This window comes from Burkholderia sp. 9779_493, assembly GCF_015712215.1.
Classification (GTDB): domain Bacteria; phylum Pseudomonadota; class Gammaproteobacteria; order Burkholderiales; family Burkholderiaceae; genus Burkholderia; species Burkholderia cenocepacia.
Map to the genome: position 1 here is coordinate 167,127 of NZ_JACCQA010000003.1, position 18,102 is coordinate 185,228.

The following is an 18,102-nucleotide window of genomic DNA, read 5'->3' on the forward strand; positions in this document are numbered from 1 at the left end:
TCAGACTTCCTTCTTCAGCGTGTCCGACATCCGCAGCGCGAGCGCCGCGATCGTCAGCGTCACGTTCACCGTACCGACGGTCGGCATCGTCGAGCTGCTCGAGATGAACAGGTTCGGATGGTCGAACGTGCGGCAGTCCTTGTCGACGACCGAGTCGCGTGCATCCGCGCCCATGATCGTCGCGCCCGTGATGTGGTTGTTCGGCGCGAACTCGTCGTTGAAGACGACGTCGGTGCCGCCCAGCACCTTCGCGGCCGTCGCGTAGACCTCGCGCGTGTGCACGGCGCCGCGCTTCACGTAATCGTCGATCGCATACGTGATCTCGGGGCGCGGGATGCCGATCGCGTCGGTGGCCGTCTTGCTCGGCACGATGCGGTTCTCGGGCTGCGGCAGAATCTCGTGGAAGCAGTCGAACTGCACGTAGCGCGCGGAACGGTCACGGATCTGCGCGTCGAGCTCCTCGTGCTTCATCAGTTTGCCGGCCTTGAAGATCTTCTGCGTCTCCTGGTTGATGCGGGACATGTTCGACAGATGGATCTTCTTCGCGGCTTCGGTCGCGCGGAACGGGCCGTCGCGGAACCCGATCAGCGACGTCATCTCCTGCGGGCCGCGGCCCGGCCACAGCTTCTCGTTCGCGTAGAACGACACACCGGTGCCCGGGTGGTCCATCAGGTTGCGGCCGACCATGTCGGAGCTGTTCGCGACGCCGTTCGGGAAATCGCGGTTCGCGGACATCAGCAGGATCTTCGGCGTCTCGATGCCGTTCGCGGCGAGCACGAAGTACTTGCCTTCGACGCGATGGTCGGCGCCCGTCTTGTCCTTGTAGATCGCGGCGACGATGCGCTTGTCCGGGCCCGTCTCGAGCTTGTAGACGACCGCGCTGTCGATCAGCTTCGCGCCGGCCTGCTCGGCCTTCTCGACGTGGACGATGCCGTTGTACATCGCGCCGATCGGGCAGATCGGCATGCAATTGTTGTTCCCGCAACAGGTGGGCCGGCCGTCGTACGGGCGGCTGTTGCGGGCGACCGGCTCGGTCACCACGTGGAACTTCGGGTCATAGCCGTTGAGCGCGCTCTTGATGGTCTGCTCGTTGAACGACAGCGGCAGCGGCGGCATCGGGTACGCCTGCTTGCGCGGCGAGTACAGGTCTTCCTCGGGGCCCGGGCCCCACACGCCGAGTTCCTCCTCGGCGCGCTGATACCAGTGCTCGAGGTCGTCGTACTGGATCGGCCAGTCGCGGGCGACGCCGTACACCGTCTTCATCTTGAAGTCGTTCGGGATGAAGCGCCACGCGGAGGCGGCCCAGTGCCACGTCGTGCCGCCCACCGCGCGGATGTACTGCGAGTTGAACTTGTGCTCGCCCTTCAGGATCAGGTAGTCGTTCGGCGGGCCGTATTCCGGATGCGGGGCCCACGGGCTCGACGGGTACGGCGCCATGAAATCGGTCTTGTCGGGCTGGTTGCGAAAGCGCTCGACGATTTCCCAGCGCGGCATGCGCGGGCCGGCTTCCAGCAGGATCACGGACTTGCCCGCCATCGCGAGCTGGTGCGCAACGATCGCGCCGGCGACACCCGATCCGACGACGACGATGTCGGCTTTTTGCGTATCGGTATCGGCCATCAGGCTTGCCTCTCGATCGGTTTTTCGGCCCAGAAGCCGGGTTTGTTGGGGCAATACGAAGGGATCACGAGCGTATCGGACACCACGCTGAACATTAATGCTTCCTCGTAGGTAATCACGACGTTGTCGACGATGCCGAGATACCACGCGCCGAGAATCGTCAATGCGAGCGATTCCTGGTCGGGATTCAGCGAACCGGATGCGAGCGCACCGGCGAGTTGCGGCAGGCTGTCGGCCGTCTTGAACGAGCCCTTCTGCAAGGCCTGCAGATAGCGCTGGCCGGTGACGCGGCTCAGCCCTTTCTTGCCGGTCAATGCTTCGGAGAGCGTCATGAACGTATCGAGCGGCGCGGTGCCGGGATCGTCGGCCAGGGCCCGCAACGCCAGCGAGCCGGTGAGGCCCGCCGCCGTCAGCGCCAGTGCGCCCTGCAGCCATTGACGCCGCGTGATGCCGGTTGCGGCTGCGTCGTCGTCACGACGCGATTGGGGGGTGTTGTCGTTGTGCATGTTTCCTTCTCTCGAACACCGGATTCGGGAAAACCACGCTTGATATTTCTCAAACATTGGCGCGGACCTGCAATGTACGCGCACAAATCGGATCGAACAATCTTTTTATAGTCCATTAAATGTTCCGCAATCCGGGACAATCGATATTTCGCTGCATTTTTGTGTCGTCGACGCGACAAATCCGCCGCAGGCACGCGCGTGTCGCGTGCCGACCACACACCACACCTGCACGCCGCACTGCGCACGCATGACGGTCGGTTAGAATTCCGTGCAATCAAACAGAAAGCTTCCCTCCGAGGGCAATCGAGCGATGAAGCAGCGCGACAAGTACAACAAAGAAACGAACCAAACCAACCACACGACCCGGCTGCTCTGGCGCATCGGCGCCGTCGCGGCGCTCGGCGGCGCCGCGGCCCTGTCGCTGCACGCCGGCGCGGCGCGCACGGTGAGCGTGTCGCCGCAAGGCACCGTCACCGAAGTCCGGCAGAGCGTCGTCAAGTTCGACGAACCGATGGTCGCCTTCGGCTCGGCCTCCGCGCCGAATCCGGCGCGCGTGACCTGTAACGATTCGACGGCCGCGCGCGGCCAGGGCCACTGGCTCGACGACAAGACCTGGGTTTACGATTTCGAAAGCGACCTGCCGCCGGGCGTCCGCTGCGCGGTCGCGCTCAACGACACGCTGCGCTCGGTCGCCGGCAATGCGGCGAGCGGCCCGCGTCGCTTCACGTTCCAGACGGGCGGCCCGTTCCCGGTGTCGGTGCGCCCCGGCTCCCGCGAGATCGAGGAGCGTCAGGTCTTCGTGATGAAGCTGAACGGCCCGGCCGAGCCGCGTTCGGCGCTCGCGAACATCTGGTGCGAAGCGGCCGGCATCGGCAACCGCATTCCGGTCACGGCGGCCGACGACGATACGCGCAATGCGCTGCTCGATCATTTCGGGCTGAAGAAGGAGGCGGCGCGCGTGCTGACGCTGTCGTGCTCGCAGGCGCTGCCGGCGAGCGCGAAGATGCAGCTCGTGTACGGCAAGGGCGTCGCCAGCCCGAGCGGCATCGCGAACGAAACCGAACGGCGCTTCGATTTCACCGTGCGCGCACCGTTCGCCGTGAGCTTCTCGTGCGAACGCGAGAACGCGAAGGCGCCCTGCACGCCGCTGCGCCCGCTCACGCTGTCGTTCAACGCACCGATCGCGCGCAAGCAGGCCGAAGCGATCAAGCTGCGTGGCCCCGACGGTTCGCTGTCACCGACCTTCGCGGCCGACGATCATAGCGAGGAAGTGACGACCGTCACGTTCAACCCGCCGCTGCCCGCGCAAGCCGCCCTGACCGTCGAGCTGCCGTCGGGCCTGCACGACGTGACCGACCGGCCGCTGTCCAACGCCGACCTGTTCCCGCTCGCGACGCGCACCGCGCCGATGCCGCCGCTCGCGAAATTCTCGTCGGGCACCTTCGGGATCGTCGAGCGCTTCGCCGAACCCGGTACGCCGGCGCTGGTGCCCGTCACGCTGCGCAACGTCGAGGCCGACCTGCATATCGCCGGCCTCAATGCGGGCGGCGCGCAATTCGCGAACCTGAAGGTCGAGAACGACACCGCGATCCGTCAATGGATGCGCACCGTCGATCGGTTCGACAACTGGTCGATGACGGCCGGCTCGATCGACGACCAGATTCCCGGCCTGCTGCAACGCAAGGGCCAGCACCCCGTGTACGTGCCGCTCGAAGCCGGCGAAAAGCAGCCGGCGCCGAAGAACCGCCGCATCGACGTGCGCTCGCTGTCGCTGCTGACGGGCGAGCCCGGCGCGCAGGTGCTGACGCTGCCGAAGGCCGACCCGAAGACGCTGCGCCCCTTCGAAGTGGTCGGCGTGCCGATCGACAAGCCCGGCTTCTACGTGCTCGAACTCGCGTCGCCCGCGCTCGGCCGCTCGCTGCTCGCGAAGCCGTCGAGCATGTACGTGCGCACCACCGTGCTCGTCACGAACCTCGGCGTGCATCTGAAGCAGGGCCGCGAGAACAATCTCGTGTGGGTCACGACGCTCGACAAGGGCAAGCCGGTGCCGAACGCGCAGATCCGCGTGTCGGACTGCAACGGCGACGAAATCGCGGCCGGCAAGACCGACGCGCAGGGCCTGCTGAAGATCGACGGGCCGTTCGAGCCGAAGCGCGCGTGCAGCTCGTCGGAGCAGCGCTTCGACGACTATTTTGTGTCGGCGCGCGTCGACGATCCGAAGACGGGCCCCGACATGGCGTTCGTTAGCTCGGGCTGGAACCGCGGGATCGAATCGTGGCGCTTCAACGTGCCGACCGACACCGACAGCGCGCCGACCGTGCGCGCGCATACGGTGTTCGACCGCACGCTGCTGCGCGCCGGCGAAACCGTGTCGATGAAGCATTTCATCCGCACCGAGACGCTGCAGAGTCTCGCGTTCCCGTCGCAATACCCGACGCGCGTCGCGATCCGCCATCTCGGCACGGGCCAGACCTACAAGCTGCCGCTCACGTGGGCGGCCGACCACAGCGCGGACTCGCAGTTCACGCTGCCGGCCGCCGCGAAGCTCGGCGAATACAGCGTCGAACTCGAAGGCGGCCCGGAAGATGCGCCGAGCGCCACCTACTACAGCGGCAGCTTCCGGGTCGAGGCGTTCCGGCTGCCGGTGCTGAAAGGCTCGATCGGCGCGCGCGACGCGCAGAAGAGCCCGCTCGTCGCCGCGAAGGAAGCGCCGCTCGCGGTGCAGATCGACTACGTGTCGGGCGGCGGCGCATCGAACCTGCCGGTACAGGTGTCGGCGCTGATGAAGTGGGCGTCGCCGCCGTTCGCCGATCGTTTCGAGGATTTCAGCTTCACGCCGTATCGCCCCGACACGAGCGACGGCAACGCCGACGACGATGCGCAGGACGGTGACAACGCGTCGTCGTCGAACCACGACCCCGACGCGACGAAGCTGATCGCCGACAAGCTGCCGCTGACGCTTGACCGCAACGGCGCGGGCACCGTCACGCTCAAGGGCCTGCCGGACGTCGACGCACCGAAGCGCATCGCGCTGGAGGCGACGTTCGCGGACCCGAACGGCGAAGTGCAGACGATCCGCGGCGATACGATCCTGTGGCCGGCCGCGGTGGTGGCCGGCATCAAGGCCGGCCGCTGGGTGTCGGTCGGCCAGCGCGTGCCGGTGCAGGCCCTGGCGGTCGACCTGCAGGGCAAGCCGCGCGCGTCGGTGCCGATCGAGATCAAGGGCGTCGCGCGCATCACGACGTCGTCGCGCAAGCGGATGGTCGGCGGCTTCTATGCGTACGACAACAAGAGCGATACGCGCGACCTCGGCGTGCTGTGCTCGGGCAAGACCGACGACAAGGGCCGCATGGCCTGCGACGCGACGCTCGAACAGGCCGGCAACGTGCAGTTGGTCGCGGTCGCGAAGGACGGCGACGGCCGCACGTCGAATGCATCGACGTCGGTGTGGGTCACGCGCGAGGACGAACTCTGGTTCGGCGGCGACAACACCGACCGGATCGACGTGATCCCCGAGAAAACGTCGTACGAACCGGGCGAAACGGCCCGCTTCCAGGTGCGCATGCCGTTCCGCTACGCGACCGCGCTCGTCGCGGTCGAGCGCGGCGGCGTGATGGAAACGCACATCGTCGAGCTGAACGGCAAGAACCCGACCATGGACCTGAAGGTCGGCGACTCGTGGGGGCCGAACGTCTACGTGTCGGTGCTCGCGCTGCGCGGCCGGATTCGCGAGGTGCCGTGGTACTCGTTCTTCACGTGGGGCTGGAAGGCGCCGGTCGAATGGGCGCGCGCGTTCTGGCGCGAAGGCCGCCACTATGAAGCGCCGACCGCGTTCGTCGACCTGTCGAAGCCCGCGTTCCGCTATGGGCTCGGCGAGATCAAGGTCGGCACGGGCGTTCACCGCCTCGGCGTGACCGTGACGACCGACGCGACGCGCTACACGGTGCGCGGCAAGGCGCAGGCGCACGTGAAGGTCACGCTGCCGAACGGCCAGCCGGCACCGGCCGGCACGCAGATTGCCATTGCGGCCGTCGACGAGGCGTTGCTCGAACTGATGCCGAACAACAGCTGGGACCTGCTCGACGCGATGCTGCGCCGGCGCGCGTACGGTGTCGAGACGGCCACCGCGCAGATGGAAATCGTCGGCCGCCGCCACTTCGGCCGCAAGGCCGTGCCGGCCGGCGGCGGGGGCGGCAGCGCGCCGACCCGCGAGCTGTTCGACACGCTGCTGCTGTGGAACCCGCGCGTGACGCTCGACGCCAACGGCAGCGCGACCGTCGAGGTGCCGCTGAACGACGCGCTCACGCGCTTCCGGATCGTCGCGATCGCGGCGGTCGGCCCCGACCGTTTCGGCACGGGCAGCACGTCGATCCGCAGCACGCAGGATCTGCAACTGATCTCCGGCCTGCCGCCGCTCGTGCGCGAAGGCGACGCGTTCCGTGCGCAGGTCACGCTGCGCAACACGACCGACCGCGCGATGCAGGTCGTCGTGACGCCGCACGTGACGGGCCTCGACGTCGCACCGCAAACCGTGTCGCTGGCGGCGAATGCGGCCACCGAAGTCGCGTGGACGATCACCGTGCCCGAACAGGCGCTCGATGCGGCCGGTGCGCTGAACTGGCGCATCGAGGCGGCCGAGCAAGGCGGCAAGCGCGCGTCCGACGCGCTGGCGGTCGCGCAGAAGGTCGTGCCCGCGCTGCCGGTCACGGTGCAGCAGGCGACGCTCGCGCAGGTCGATGGCACGCTGACGGTGCCCGTGTCGGCCCCGGCCGGCGCGGTGAGCAACGCCCAGGGCGTCCCGCGCGGCGGCATCGCCGTGTCGCTGCAGTCGAAGCTCGCCGACGGCCTGCCCGGCGTGCGCCGCTGGTTCGAGCGCTATCCGTACCGCTGCCTCGAACAGCAGACGTCGCGTGCGATCGGGCTGCGCGACCCCGCGCAATGGCAGGCGCTGATCGCGCGCATGCCCGTCTATCTCGACAGCGACGGGCTGGCGAGCTACTTCCCGCCGTCGTCCGACGATTCGCACCATGGCAGCCCGACGCTGTCGTCGTACCTGCTCGTGGTGTCCGACGAAGCCAGCCGTCTCGATCCGCGCTTCGCGCTGCCGGAAGACCTGCGCACGCAGCTCGAAGCCGGGCTCGCGCGCTTCGTCGACGGTCGCCTCGAGCGCAACGCGTGGGCGCCGCGCCAGGATCGCGACCTGCGCAAGCTCGCCGCGATCGAGGCGCTGTCGCGCTACGGCGCCGCGCAGGGCCGCATGCTGGGTTCGATCGAGATCGCGCCGAACCAGTGGCCGACGTCGGCGGTGATCGACTATCACGCGATCCTGACGCGCGTGAAGGACATTCCGCAACGCGACGAGAAACGCGCGCAGGTCGACCAGATCCTGCGGGCGCGCCTGACGTACCAGGGCACGCAGCTCGTGTTCTCGACCGCGCGCGACGACGACCTGTGGTGGCTGATGACCAGCAACGAGACCAATGCCGCACGCCTCGCGCTGGAATTCGCGGGCGACCCGGCATGGAAGGATGAAATGCCGCGCGTGACCGCCGGCCTGCTCGCGCTGCAACGCCAGGGCGCCTGGCAGACGACCACGTCGAACGCGCTCGGCCTGCTCGCGGTCGAGCGCTTCTCGCGCACCTACGAGAGCACGCCGGTTGCCGGCACGACGAAGATCGCGCTCGGCGGCAACGAACGCGCGATCTCGTGGTCGCAGGCAGGCTCGGCCGCGCCCGCCGATACGCCCGCGTCGGCGTCGGCCACGCCCGCGACCCGCGCGGCCGCCGCGCACAGCGTGCTGATGCCGTGGCCGCGTGCGTCACAGGGGCCGGCGACGCTGTCGGTCACGCAGGACGGCACCGGTCGCCCGTGGGCGACCGTCGAAAGCCTCGCCGCCGTGCCGCTGCGCGCGCCGTTCGCGGCCGGCTACCGGATCACGAAGACCGTCACGCCCGTATCGCCGGCCGTCAAGGGCGTGCTGACGCGCGGCGACGTCGTGCGCGTGCATCTCGACATCGATGCGCAGAGCGACATGACGTGGGTCGTCGTCAACGATCCGATTCCGTCCGGCGCGACGATCCTCGGGTCGGGCCTCGGCCGCGATTCCGAAGCCGCGACGCAGGGCGAGAAAACGCCGGACGGTGCATGGCCAGCGTTCATCGAGCGCGACTTCGACGGCTATCGCGCGTACTACGACTATTTGCCGAAGGGCAAATTCTCGGTCGAGTACACGGTGCGGCTGAACAACGTCGGCACGTTCGGCCTGCCACCGACGCGCGTCGAGGCGCTGTATGCACCGTCCGTGTACGGCCTGTGGCCGAACCCGCCGCTGACCGTGAAGCCGGCCGACGCGGGCAAGTAACGAGCAAGTGATGATCGATCTGGCTTTGCCGCGGCCGGCGCGTTTCGCCGGCCGCGTATTCGTCGCCGTCGTACTGGCCGCGCCGCTCGTCGCGCATGCGCTGCCCGGCTACGACGACGTGCGCCGCAACTGGCGCAGTTCCGACTGGGTGCTGCTCGCGCGCGACGGCACGCCGCTGCAGCGCACGCGCATCGACCTCACCGAACGGCGCGGCGACTGGGTGTCGCTCGCCGACGTATCGCCCGCGTTCCGCGAGGCGATCGTCGTGTCCGAGGACAAGCGCTTCTACGAACACAGCGGCGTCGACTGGCGCGGCATCGCCGGCGCCGCGTGGGGCAACCTGTGGAACGAGCGCACGCGCGGCGCGTCGACCGTCACGATGCAGCTCGCGGGCTTGCTCAGCGATTCGCCGCGCCGCTCGGGTCAGCGCTCGCTGCCGCAGAAAGCCACGCAGGCCGTGAACGCGCTGTGGCTCGAACGCAGCTGGCGCAAGGACCAGATCCTCGAGGCCTACCTGAACCTGGTGCCGTTCCGCGGCGAGACGATCGGGCTCGGCGCGCTGTCGCAGGTGCTATTCGGCAAGGCGCCGTCGGGCCTCGACGCGCGCGAGGCCGCGATCGCGGCCGCCCTCGTGCGGGCCCCGAACGCGGCACCCGCGAAGATCGCCGAGCGCGCGTGCCGGATCCTGCGCGACATGCATGCCGGGCAGGCATGCGCGTCGCTCGACGGCTACGTGCAGCTCGTCGTCGCACGCCCAGCCAATACCGTCCGCGACGACGGCGCCGCCCTCGCCCCGCACTTCGCGCGGCGCATCGCGGCCGAGGTCAAGCCGGCGGCCGGCGCGCAGATCCGCACGACGCTCGATGCGCCGCTGCAGCGCTTCGCGCGCGACACGCTGACGCGCGCGCTGACCGAGCTCGACGCGCCCGCGCACCGGCGCAACGTGCAGGACGGCGCGGTGGTCGTGATCGACAACGCGACCGGCGAGATCCGCGCGTGGGTCGGTTCGTCGGGGGCGCTGTCGAGCGCGCGCGACGTCGATGCCGTGCTCGCGCCGCGTCAGGCCGGCTCGACGCTCAAGCCGTTCCTCTATGCACAGGCGCTCGACGAGAAGCGGCTGACGGCCGCGTCGCTGCTCGACGATGCGCCGATCAACCTCGCCGCCGGCGGCGGCCTGTACATTCCGCAGAACTACGACAAGGATTTCAAGGGCTGGGTGAGCGTGCGCAGCGCGCTCGGTGGTTCGCTGAACGTGCCGGCCGTGCGCACGCTCGTGCTCGTCACGCCGCACCGCTTCGCGCGCACGCTGACCGCACTCGGCCTGCCGCTCGCGCAGGAAGGCGATTACTACGGCTTCAGCCTCGCGCTCGGCAGTGCCGACGTCACGCTGCTGTCGCTGACCAACGCATACCGCGCGCTCGCGAACGGCGGCGTCGCGCGCAAGGTCGTCGACCTGCCGGCCGGGGCGCCGACGGCGGCAGCCGGCGCAGCGGCGCCCGCGCGGCCGGACGCCGGCACGCGCGTGTTCAGCGAGGCGGCCAGTTTCGTCGTCACCGACATCCTGTCCGACAACAATGCGCGCGTGCGCACGTTCGGCTTCGACAACCCGCTCGCGACGCGCTTCTTTTCCGCGGTCAAGACCGGCACGAGCAAGGACATGCGCGACAACTGGACCGTCGGTTTCACGTCGCGCTATACGGTCGGCGTATGGGTCGGCAATGCGGACGGCTCGCCGATGTGGGACGTGTCGGGCGTCACGGGCGCGTCGCCCGTGTGGTCGGCCGTCGTCGGCTATCTGCACCGCGACCTGCCGAGCCGTGCGCCGCGTGCGCCGGCCGGCGTCGAGACGCGCCGCATCGCGTTCGAGCGCGACATCGAGCCGGCCCGCAACGAGTGGTTCATCGCGGGCACGGCGGTCGACACGATCCGGCTCGCGGCGCCGGTCACGCCGGGCAGGGACGGCGCGCGCGCGCCGTTGACGATCGGCGCGCCGACCGACGGCACGATCTTCGCGATCGACCCGGACATTCCGCCGAAGAACCAGCGGATCTGGTTCGAGCGCTCGTCCGGGCGCGCGGCGAAGTTCGCGTGGCGGCTCGACGACAAGGTGATCGGGCATGCCGATCGCGTCGCGTGGCTGCCATGGCCGGGCCGGCACCGGCTCGAACTCGTCGATGCGCGCGGCAACGTCGCGGATGCGATCGGCTTCGAGGTGCGCGGCGCGTTCGCGAAGCCGGCCGCGCGCAAGCCCTGAGGCGGCGAGCCGGCCTTACTGGCCGGCCGTATTCGCCTTCGGCGGCCGGCCGGAGAAGTCGAGTGCAGTCGCCCGATTATTCGACCGGACCGGCCAAGCCGCAAATCATTGTGGACGGGATGAATTAGTTCGACAATATCGCGCATGCGGTGCATTCGGGCACCGACGACGAACCGACGCAGGCCGATTCCGGACCGACAACGATGACACCCGAAACCGAGGGCAAACTGCTCCGGCATGGCGTACAGATCATCCCGCTCTGCTTGGGCCTGTATGCCGCCGACAGCCTGTGGGACGCGTATCGCAACGGCGGCATCCTGGAATGCCACCAGGCTCGCATGCATCCGATAAGCTGCTGGTGGATCACGCCGGACATGGGCGAACACTTCCAGCGATTGCTCGCCAGCCACTGGCACGTGCTCGGGCTCAGCGTTCTGCTGAGCCTGTTGCTCGCTTACGTCTTGGCGCCGGCCCGCCACCCGCGCCAATGACGCCCCGGCCCGGCCATACCGCGCGCAAGCCGCCAGCGGCAGACCGAACGGGCCAGCAGCACCGCGGTTCAGCACCTAGAATGACAGCAGCGCCGCATTCCCGACGCGCACCGGTTGCCTCATTCTCTCGATGGCCTGCGACCATGAACATCCGCCACGAACGCTTCACCCGCCCCGCGCTGGGCGTCTTGTGCGTTGCAGCGCTCGCCGCCCTCCAGGCCTGCAACGGCGATGCCTGCTTCGGTGTCGACGTATGCTTCAACGACAACACGCAGACCGTCGCGCTATCGGGCACGGCCGCGACGGGCGACGCGCTCGCGAGCGCGCAGGTCACGGTCAATTGCGCGGTCGGCTCGGCAACGACGCTGACGGACGGCGGCGGCAACTACCGTGTGACGCTCGACGCCGCGCTGCCATGCGTCATCACCGTGGCGTCGGGCGGCGCGAGCCTGCATTCGCTCGCCTATGCGGGCGGCACCTTCAACACGACGCCCGAGACCGAGCTGATGCTGGTCTATCTCGCGGCGCAACTCGGGACGAACACGGCCGGGCTGATCGGCAATTTCCAGGGCAGCCTGCGCTACCAGCGGGCCATGAACAGCCCGGACACCGTGCAGGCCGCGCAATCGGCCGTCGTGACGAACCTGCAGCAGCGCTATGCGGTCTCGCTCGCCGCGCCGGCGTTCCTGACCACCTCGTTCGTGGCCGGGCAACCGGGCGTCGACGGCGATCTCGTTGCGCTGGCGAAGGCTGGCGCGATCGATCCGAACGGACTGCCGGATCCGGTTGCCGTGTCGCTGTTGCAGCAGGCCGGGGCCGCGCATCCGCTGCAAGGAATGTGAGCGGGACGGGAATCGACCGTCAGGTGCCGGCTTCGCGCGCGTCGTCGGCCAGCAATGCCCAAACGCTCGTGGTCGCGCCATTCGCCGCCGATGCGCAGACAGCGCGGCGAACATCCCGCTTGCCTGAACCCGAGCCGTCGAACCAGCGCGATCGACGCACGCTTGCCGGATGGTTCGCGGCGATCACGTCAGCGGCGTCGGACCGGGCGACGCGATTCAGCAGGATCCGGCTCGTGGGCCGCGGTCACCACCCGGCGCTTACGCCGCCTCCCCGCTCCCGCACACCACCGGCGCCGCCTGCTGCTGCGACAGATACCGCAGCAGCTTCGTCACCATCCACACGACGATGAACGACAACGCGACGAAAAACACCGCCAGCGGCGTCAGCACGTGAATCGACACGAAACCGGCCAGCCCCATCATCGCGGACGACACGAGCAGCAGCGCACAGCCGAGAATCGCGCTCGTCAGGCCGGCGATATGCGGAAACAGCGAATTGCCCTTGGCCATCAGCGTCGGATACATCGCACCGGCGCAGAAACCCATCACGAGCACCGGCGTCGCGAGCGTCCACACGCGCAGGCCGACGGTCAGCGCCAGTACCAGCATCGCGACCGACGCGCCCGCCATCACGCGCGCGCCGATCCGCAGCCGTTGCTCGGCGCTCGGCAGCCCGCGCCCGTGAATCCGGTTCGACAAACCGCCGAGGAAATACATGAGGCCGATGCCGAGCGCGAGATAACCGAAGAAGGTCGGCGGCTTGTGCAGCGTGGTCTGCACCATGAACGGCCCGACGATGTTGAACACCAGCAGGATGCTGTAGCACAGCCCCTGGGCGAGGAAGCAGCTCTGGAACACCGGGCTGGCCAGCACCTTGCCCGCGTTCGCCATCAGCGTGCGCGGCTCGAGATGCACCGGCTTCGGCAAGGTCTCGCGGTAGCGCCACAGCAGCGCCCACATCGCCAGCGAATAGACCAGCAGGAACACGAGGCACGCACGCCAGCCGAACCATTCCTGCAGGTGCGCGCCGATCACCGGCGCGATGATCGGCGCCAGCCCCCATGCGATCGACATGTACGTGAACGCGTGCATCAGCGCCTGGCCGGAAAACGAATCGGTGATGATCGCCTTCGCCAGCAGGTTGGTCGTCGCGATCCCGAAGCCCTGCAGGCAGCGTGCGAGCACGAACGTCTCCAGGTTCGGCGCGCCGAGCGACAGCAGGCAGCCGATCGTGTAGATCACGAGCCCGAACGCGAGCACGCGCTTGCGGCCGTAGGCGTCGGCGATCGGCCCGAAGATCAGCTGGCCGAGCGCGTAGGCCGCCATGTAACCGGACACGCTCGACTGGATCGCCTGCGGCGTGGTCGCGAACGAACGTGCCATGTCAGGCAGCGCGGGCACGTAGATGTCGATCGCGAGTTGGCCGGCGGACGCGAACAGGCAGATCAGGAACAGCAGGAAGCGCGGCGAATTCGACTCGCGCGCGGGAGTGAGCGTGGCGTTCATGACGACTGGGAAGGAGGTCGGACAGCAGTGCCGCACCGTCAATGTTCGAATGTCGAACATGCGTGCGGTGGTGGCGAATTCCGTATTGTGCCTGTTGTTGCATCCGGCGACAGGATTTCCCTGGCGCGGGCGAGGTTGAATGGCCGGTCCCGACATGCGCCGATCGGGCCGCCGGCGGCGGTTTTAATGTTGATTTAAGCCGGCGGCGGCATTGTCTCGGGTGGCTCACTCCGTGAGCCGCACGTCATTGTTGATTCGATCAGTCTCGTTTGATGGAGATACGAAGATGCGATTCCGTTCGTATATGGCGGCGGGCGCGCTCGCGCTGGTGCCCGTGCTCGCGCTGGCCGGGCAGCCCGGCGCGGCGGCCGCCGCCCAACCGATGTTCGTCAATGTCAACGGGCAGGCCGTGCCCGTGAAAGCCGAGACGCGTGTCGTCCAGACGGCCGTCGGCCCGATGAAGGTCAGCACGTGGAGCTGGCACAGCCCGCAAGGCGGTGCGAGCTTCGAGATGCAGACGTCGTCGTCGGGCGGCATGCCGCCCGCGGCAGCGTTGCGGCAAATGCAGGCCGTGCAGTACCGGATGCAGGCGACGCAGGCGCAGATGGTCGCGATGCAGCAGCAGATGATGGCGCTCCAGCACATCGCGCTCGCCAACGCGTTCGCGATGCCGATGCCGCAGCCCGTCGGGTTCGCGATGGCGCCGTGGGCCATGCCGGAACCGGTCGTCGTGATCGTGCCGGTGCAACCTTCGGCGCGTTCGATGGCGCCCGCTCCCGCCCCGGCGGCGCCGGCACGGCCGGCCGCACGCGGGCCTGAAATCAAGGCCTGACGCGCGCGTCCGGCGCACGAGCGACCGGGCCGCAAAGCGAAACCGCCGGCACGTGCCGGCGGTTTTTCATGGGTGGCGCGACATCGCCACGACGCGGTGCTCAGTACTGCGCCTGATCGGTCGGATTCTTGAACAGCTGCTTCATCTCCGCCGACAGCGGATAGTTCAGGCTCACGCCCTTCGGCGGAATCGGCTGCGTGAACCACTGGTCGTACAGCTTCTCGGCCGCGCCCGAGGTCTGCATCTTCGCGATCACGCCGTCGACGACGCGCTTGAACGGCGGATCGTCCCTGCGCATCATGCACGCGTAGTTTTCATGAACGAGCGGCGTACCGGTGACCGTGTACGCGCCCGGGTTGCGATCCTTCGCGATCTCGCCGTACAGCAGCGGCTCGTCCATCACGAACGCCACCGCGCGCCCGGTCGTGACGTTCATGAACGCTTCGGCGTGATCCTTCGCGCTGATGATCGTCATGTTCATCGCCTTCTCTTCGTTGAGCTTGCGCAGCAAGCGCTCGTCCGACGTACCGGCCGTCGTCGCGACCGTCTTGCCGGCCAGGTCCGCGAAGTCCTTCACGCCCGAATCCTTGCGCGTGCTGAAGCGGATGCCGTACAGAAAGATGCTGTTCGAGAACGCGGCCTGCTTTTGCCGTTCGAGCGTATTCGTCGTCGAGCCGCATTCGAAGTCGATCGTCCCGTTCTGCAGCAGCGGAATCCGGTTCTGCGACGTGATCGGGATTTCCTTCACCGCGAGGTTCGGCAGGTTCAACTCCGTCTTCAACTGGTCGATGATGCGCGACGCGATGTCCCGCGAATAGCCGATGTTCTTCTGCTGGTTGTCCGAATACGAAAACGGCACCGACGACTCGCGAATGCCCAGCGACACGACGCCCGTGTCCTTGATCTTCTTCAGCGTACCGGTAAGAGCCTGCGCGTGCGCGGTGCCGGCCAGCGCACAGGCCAGCGCGACGGCAAGCCAACGGAAACGACGATCCATGCTTGTCTCCTGACGAAACGTTGATCGAGTCGCGATCGTACGCCCGACAATATTCGCGTCATATCAGGGGAAGCGTAAACCACCTTCCGCCACGGCCGGATCCTGAAAGACGTTTTCCGTGCCGCGCAAACCCGCTCGCCCGCGCCTCCTGCCCGACCGGTCCGCGCACCGGCTCTGTGCCGGTCGTTCCAAACGCGCGTTCATGCTGCGACGCACCAACGTAATCGTTTGCGGCACCGCCTGTTTTTCTCGCGAAACGCACTCAAGAAGCCGCCGCGCACGCCGTTACCCAGTGCATGGCGCGTCGCAGCAACCTGCTGCAACCGTCAGACAAAAACGACAAGGTCCGGCTCGCCCGGACCAGCGCCACCGCCGGCACGACGGTTATCTACGAGGATCGACTTTCAACATGAGAGCCAAACGTTTCAATTTCGCGCTGGCGCGCCTCGCACATGCGCGCATGCTCGCCGGCATGCTGTCCGCCGCCGCCCTGCTGCCCCTCGCCGGTTGCGGCGGAGGCGGCGGCGACGGCAGCAACCCGTCTTCGTCCAATGCGTCACCCGCACCGGCGCCCGCGCCTGCGCCGGCGCCCACGCCCGCACCGACCACCCCGCCCGCGTCGTCCGGCACCAATGCGTGCACGTCGCAGCAGGCCGCCGTGCAGATGGCCGCGCAGACCGCACCGGTCGAGCCGCCGGTCGATCACCTCATCGTCAAGCTGAAGACGCTGACGGCCCCCCGAGCGATGGCGGCCGTCGACAACGGTGCGCGACTCGACGCGGTGATCCAGCGCGCGATGACGCGCTGGACGGCGCCGGTGACCGGCAGCGCCCGTGCGTACGCGAGCACGGTCGCGCAAACGCCGGTGAACGTGCAGGTCGAGCGCACCATCTCGAACGGCGCGGCCGTGCTGTCGCTCGGCCAGCGCATGGCCGCCACCGATGCCGCCGCGCTCGCGCAGGCGTTCGCGGCCGACAGCGATGTCGACTACGCGGAACCCGATCACCCGATGCAGATCCGCGACACGCCGAGCGACCCGCTCTACAACCAGCAGTGGTATCTGTCCGACCCGACCGCCGGCATCGACCTGCCGCCCGCGTGGAACGTGACCAAGGGTTCGCCGACCGTCGTCACGGCCGTGCTCGACACCGGCTATCGGCCGCACGGCGACCTCGTCGGCAACCTGCTGTCCGGCTACAGCTTCATCAGCAACGTCAACACCAGCAACAACGGCTTGACGCGCGGCCCGGACGCGACCGATCCGGGCGACTGGGTCACGCAGCAGGAACTCGACAACGCCAACGGCCCGTTCTATCACTGCGCGAGCCAGCCGAGCGACAGCAGCTGGCACGGCACGCGCGTGATGGGCGTGATCGGCGCGACCGCCAACAACGGCACCGGTATCGCCGGCGTATCGTGGCTCGGCCAGATCCTGCCGGTGCGCGTACTCGGCAAGTGCGGCGGCGTGACGAGCGACATCGCCGACGGCATGCGCTGGGCGGCCGGCATTCCGGTGACCGGTGTACCGACGAACCCGCGGCCGGCGAAGATCATCAACCTGAGCCTCGGTGGAGTCGGCGCGTGCAGCACGACGTTCCAGCAGGCGATCGACGACGTGACCGCGAAAGGCGTGACCGTGGTCGTCGCGGCCGGCAACGACGGCCTGTCGACCGGGCTCGACCAGCCCGCCAACTGCCGCGGCGTGATCTCCGTCGGCGCGACCGATGCGACGGGCCGCCGCGCATCGTTCAGCAACTTCGGCGCCGATGTCGCGCTGAGCGCACCGGGCGTCAACATCCTGTCGACGTCGAACACCGGCACGACGACGCCGGGCTCGGACACCTACGGCCTCGCGAACGGCACCAGCCTCGCGACGCCGCAGGTGACGGGGGTCGCCGCGCTGATGCTGTCGGTGAACGGCAACCTCACGCCCGCGCAGATCCTGCAGAAGCTGCAAGGCGGCACGCGCGCGGCGAAGCTGGCGGCCGGCACGTCGTGCACCGCGCTGCCGGCCGGCTCGGGCATCCTCGATGCGGGCGCCGCCGTCGCGACCGCGAACCAGTAACCGGCACCGCGTTCGACGCAGCCGCGCGCATGCCGACAAGGTGTGCGTGCGGCTGTTTCGTTGCGGGCTGTCCGGCGCGCCCGCGAACGCACACCGGCGCGATCAAGCATCTCGAAATAACGCCTGACAAAAGGGTTGACGCTTCGCACAGCGAGCCATTACCATCGCCCCCGTCTAGTTACATGGAGTGTTCTGTGAACACCGATGCGAGTTGTAGTTGGTTCCTGGCCAACTTGACTGCTGCCTGAGGAAAACGCGCAGAGCCTCGTCTTCTGCCGCATCCCGGGAAGCAGGATGCGGCGCCCTTCCGGCCTGACCACGGGCCAGATCTCCCGCCGAATTTTTCGATGTTGTCGAATGCACGCGACGCGCCGTCGCGCGCGTGCGTTCGTGTTGCGCGCGGCGCCAGCCGCGTGCGCTCTCCGTTCGCGTGCCGTCGGGCCGCGCGCCTCGTTGCGCGCGCCGCTGCCGATCGCCCGTGCCGACTATCCGCAACCGACAGGAGTGCAGATGAACTCAGACGACAGTAGTCGATTACCGCTCGCCGGTGCGACGCTGCGCATCGACACGCCGTCCGCATCATGCGCGCCGGCGAGCGTTCCCGCCTTTACCGATCCACAGCCGATCG

At 68.3% G+C, this 18,102-nt stretch carries 10 protein-coding genes and 1 pseudogene; 6 read left to right on the forward strand and 5 right to left on the reverse strand.

Features of this window, described 5'->3' with window-relative positions:
- On the reverse strand, window positions 1-1,620 hold the full coding sequence (locus H0X95_RS03890; RefSeq protein WP_034202233.1) for a GMC family oxidoreductase: 1,620 nt from the start codon (window positions 1,618-1,620) through the stop codon (window positions 1-3).
- Window positions 1,620-2,126, reverse strand: a complete 507-nt coding sequence (locus tag H0X95_RS03895) for a sugar dehydrogenase complex small subunit (RefSeq protein WP_006482974.1) — start codon at window positions 2,124-2,126, stop codon at window positions 1,620-1,622. The genes H0X95_RS03890 and H0X95_RS03895 overlap by 1 nt, the downstream gene beginning before the upstream one ends.
- Before the next feature lie 310 nt (window positions 2,127-2,436).
- On the opposite strand from H0X95_RS03895, the gene H0X95_RS03900 reads away from it, so the two are divergent.
- The 4 genes from H0X95_RS03900 (at window position 2,437) to H0X95_RS03915 (ending at window position 12,074) form a co-directional block, all read left to right on the forward strand.
- Window positions 2,437-8,487, forward strand: a complete 6,051-nt coding sequence (locus H0X95_RS03900; protein ID WP_059720784.1) for an alpha-2-macroglobulin family protein — start codon at window positions 2,437-2,439, stop codon at window positions 8,485-8,487.
- 10 nt (window positions 8,488-8,497) lie between these two features.
- Complete coding sequence (pbpC, locus tag H0X95_RS03905; RefSeq protein WP_059720783.1) at window positions 8,498-10,741, forward strand: penicillin-binding protein 1C; 2,244 nt, start codon at window positions 8,498-8,500, stop codon at window positions 10,739-10,741.
- A 203-nt stretch (window positions 10,742-10,944) separates the two neighbouring features.
- Entirely contained in the window at window positions 10,945-11,232 is a 288-nt protein-coding gene (locus H0X95_RS03910; RefSeq protein ID WP_012493379.1) for a hypothetical protein, read from the forward strand.
- A gap of 143 nt (window positions 11,233-11,375) precedes the next feature.
- Window positions 11,376-12,074 carry a hypothetical protein gene (locus H0X95_RS03915; RefSeq protein ID WP_059720782.1) on the forward strand — a complete coding sequence of 233 codons (699 nt, stop codon included), beginning with the start codon at window positions 11,376-11,378 and terminating at the stop codon, window positions 12,072-12,074.
- Between the two features lie 19 nt (window positions 12,075-12,093).
- Here the strand turns inward: H0X95_RS03915 and H0X95_RS03920 are convergent.
- Window positions 12,094-12,241, reverse strand: a pseudogene (locus H0X95_RS03920) (GNAT family N-acetyltransferase); the annotation flags it as partial.
- Window positions 12,242-12,332: 91 nt separating this feature from the next.
- Window positions 12,333-13,580 (reverse strand): multidrug effflux MFS transporter, encoded by a 1,248-nt coding sequence (locus tag H0X95_RS03925; protein ID WP_006488708.1) that lies wholly within the window; start codon window positions 13,578-13,580, stop codon window positions 12,333-12,335.
- A 286-nt stretch (window positions 13,581-13,866) separates the two neighbouring features.
- On the opposite strand from H0X95_RS03925, the gene H0X95_RS03930 reads away from it, so the two are divergent.
- Window positions 13,867-14,412 carry a hypothetical protein gene (locus H0X95_RS03930; protein WP_058903201.1) on the forward strand — a complete coding sequence of 182 codons (546 nt, stop codon included), beginning with the start codon at window positions 13,867-13,869 and terminating at the stop codon, window positions 14,410-14,412.
- 100 nt (window positions 14,413-14,512) lie between these two features.
- Here the strand turns inward: H0X95_RS03930 and H0X95_RS03935 are convergent, their stop codons facing one another.
- Entirely contained in the window at window positions 14,513-15,409 is an 897-nt protein-coding gene (locus tag H0X95_RS03935) for a glutamate/aspartate ABC transporter substrate-binding protein (RefSeq protein ID WP_006488707.1), read from the reverse strand.
- A 409-nt stretch (window positions 15,410-15,818) separates the two neighbouring features.
- Here H0X95_RS03935 and H0X95_RS03940 point away from each other — a divergent pair, with 409 nt between their 5' ends.
- Window positions 15,819-17,474: a S8 family peptidase gene (locus H0X95_RS03940; protein ID WP_059720781.1), complete on the forward strand. Its 1,656-nt coding sequence runs from the start codon at window positions 15,819-15,821 to the stop codon at window positions 17,472-17,474.
- The last annotated feature ends 628 nt before the right edge of the window (window positions 17,475-18,102 follow it).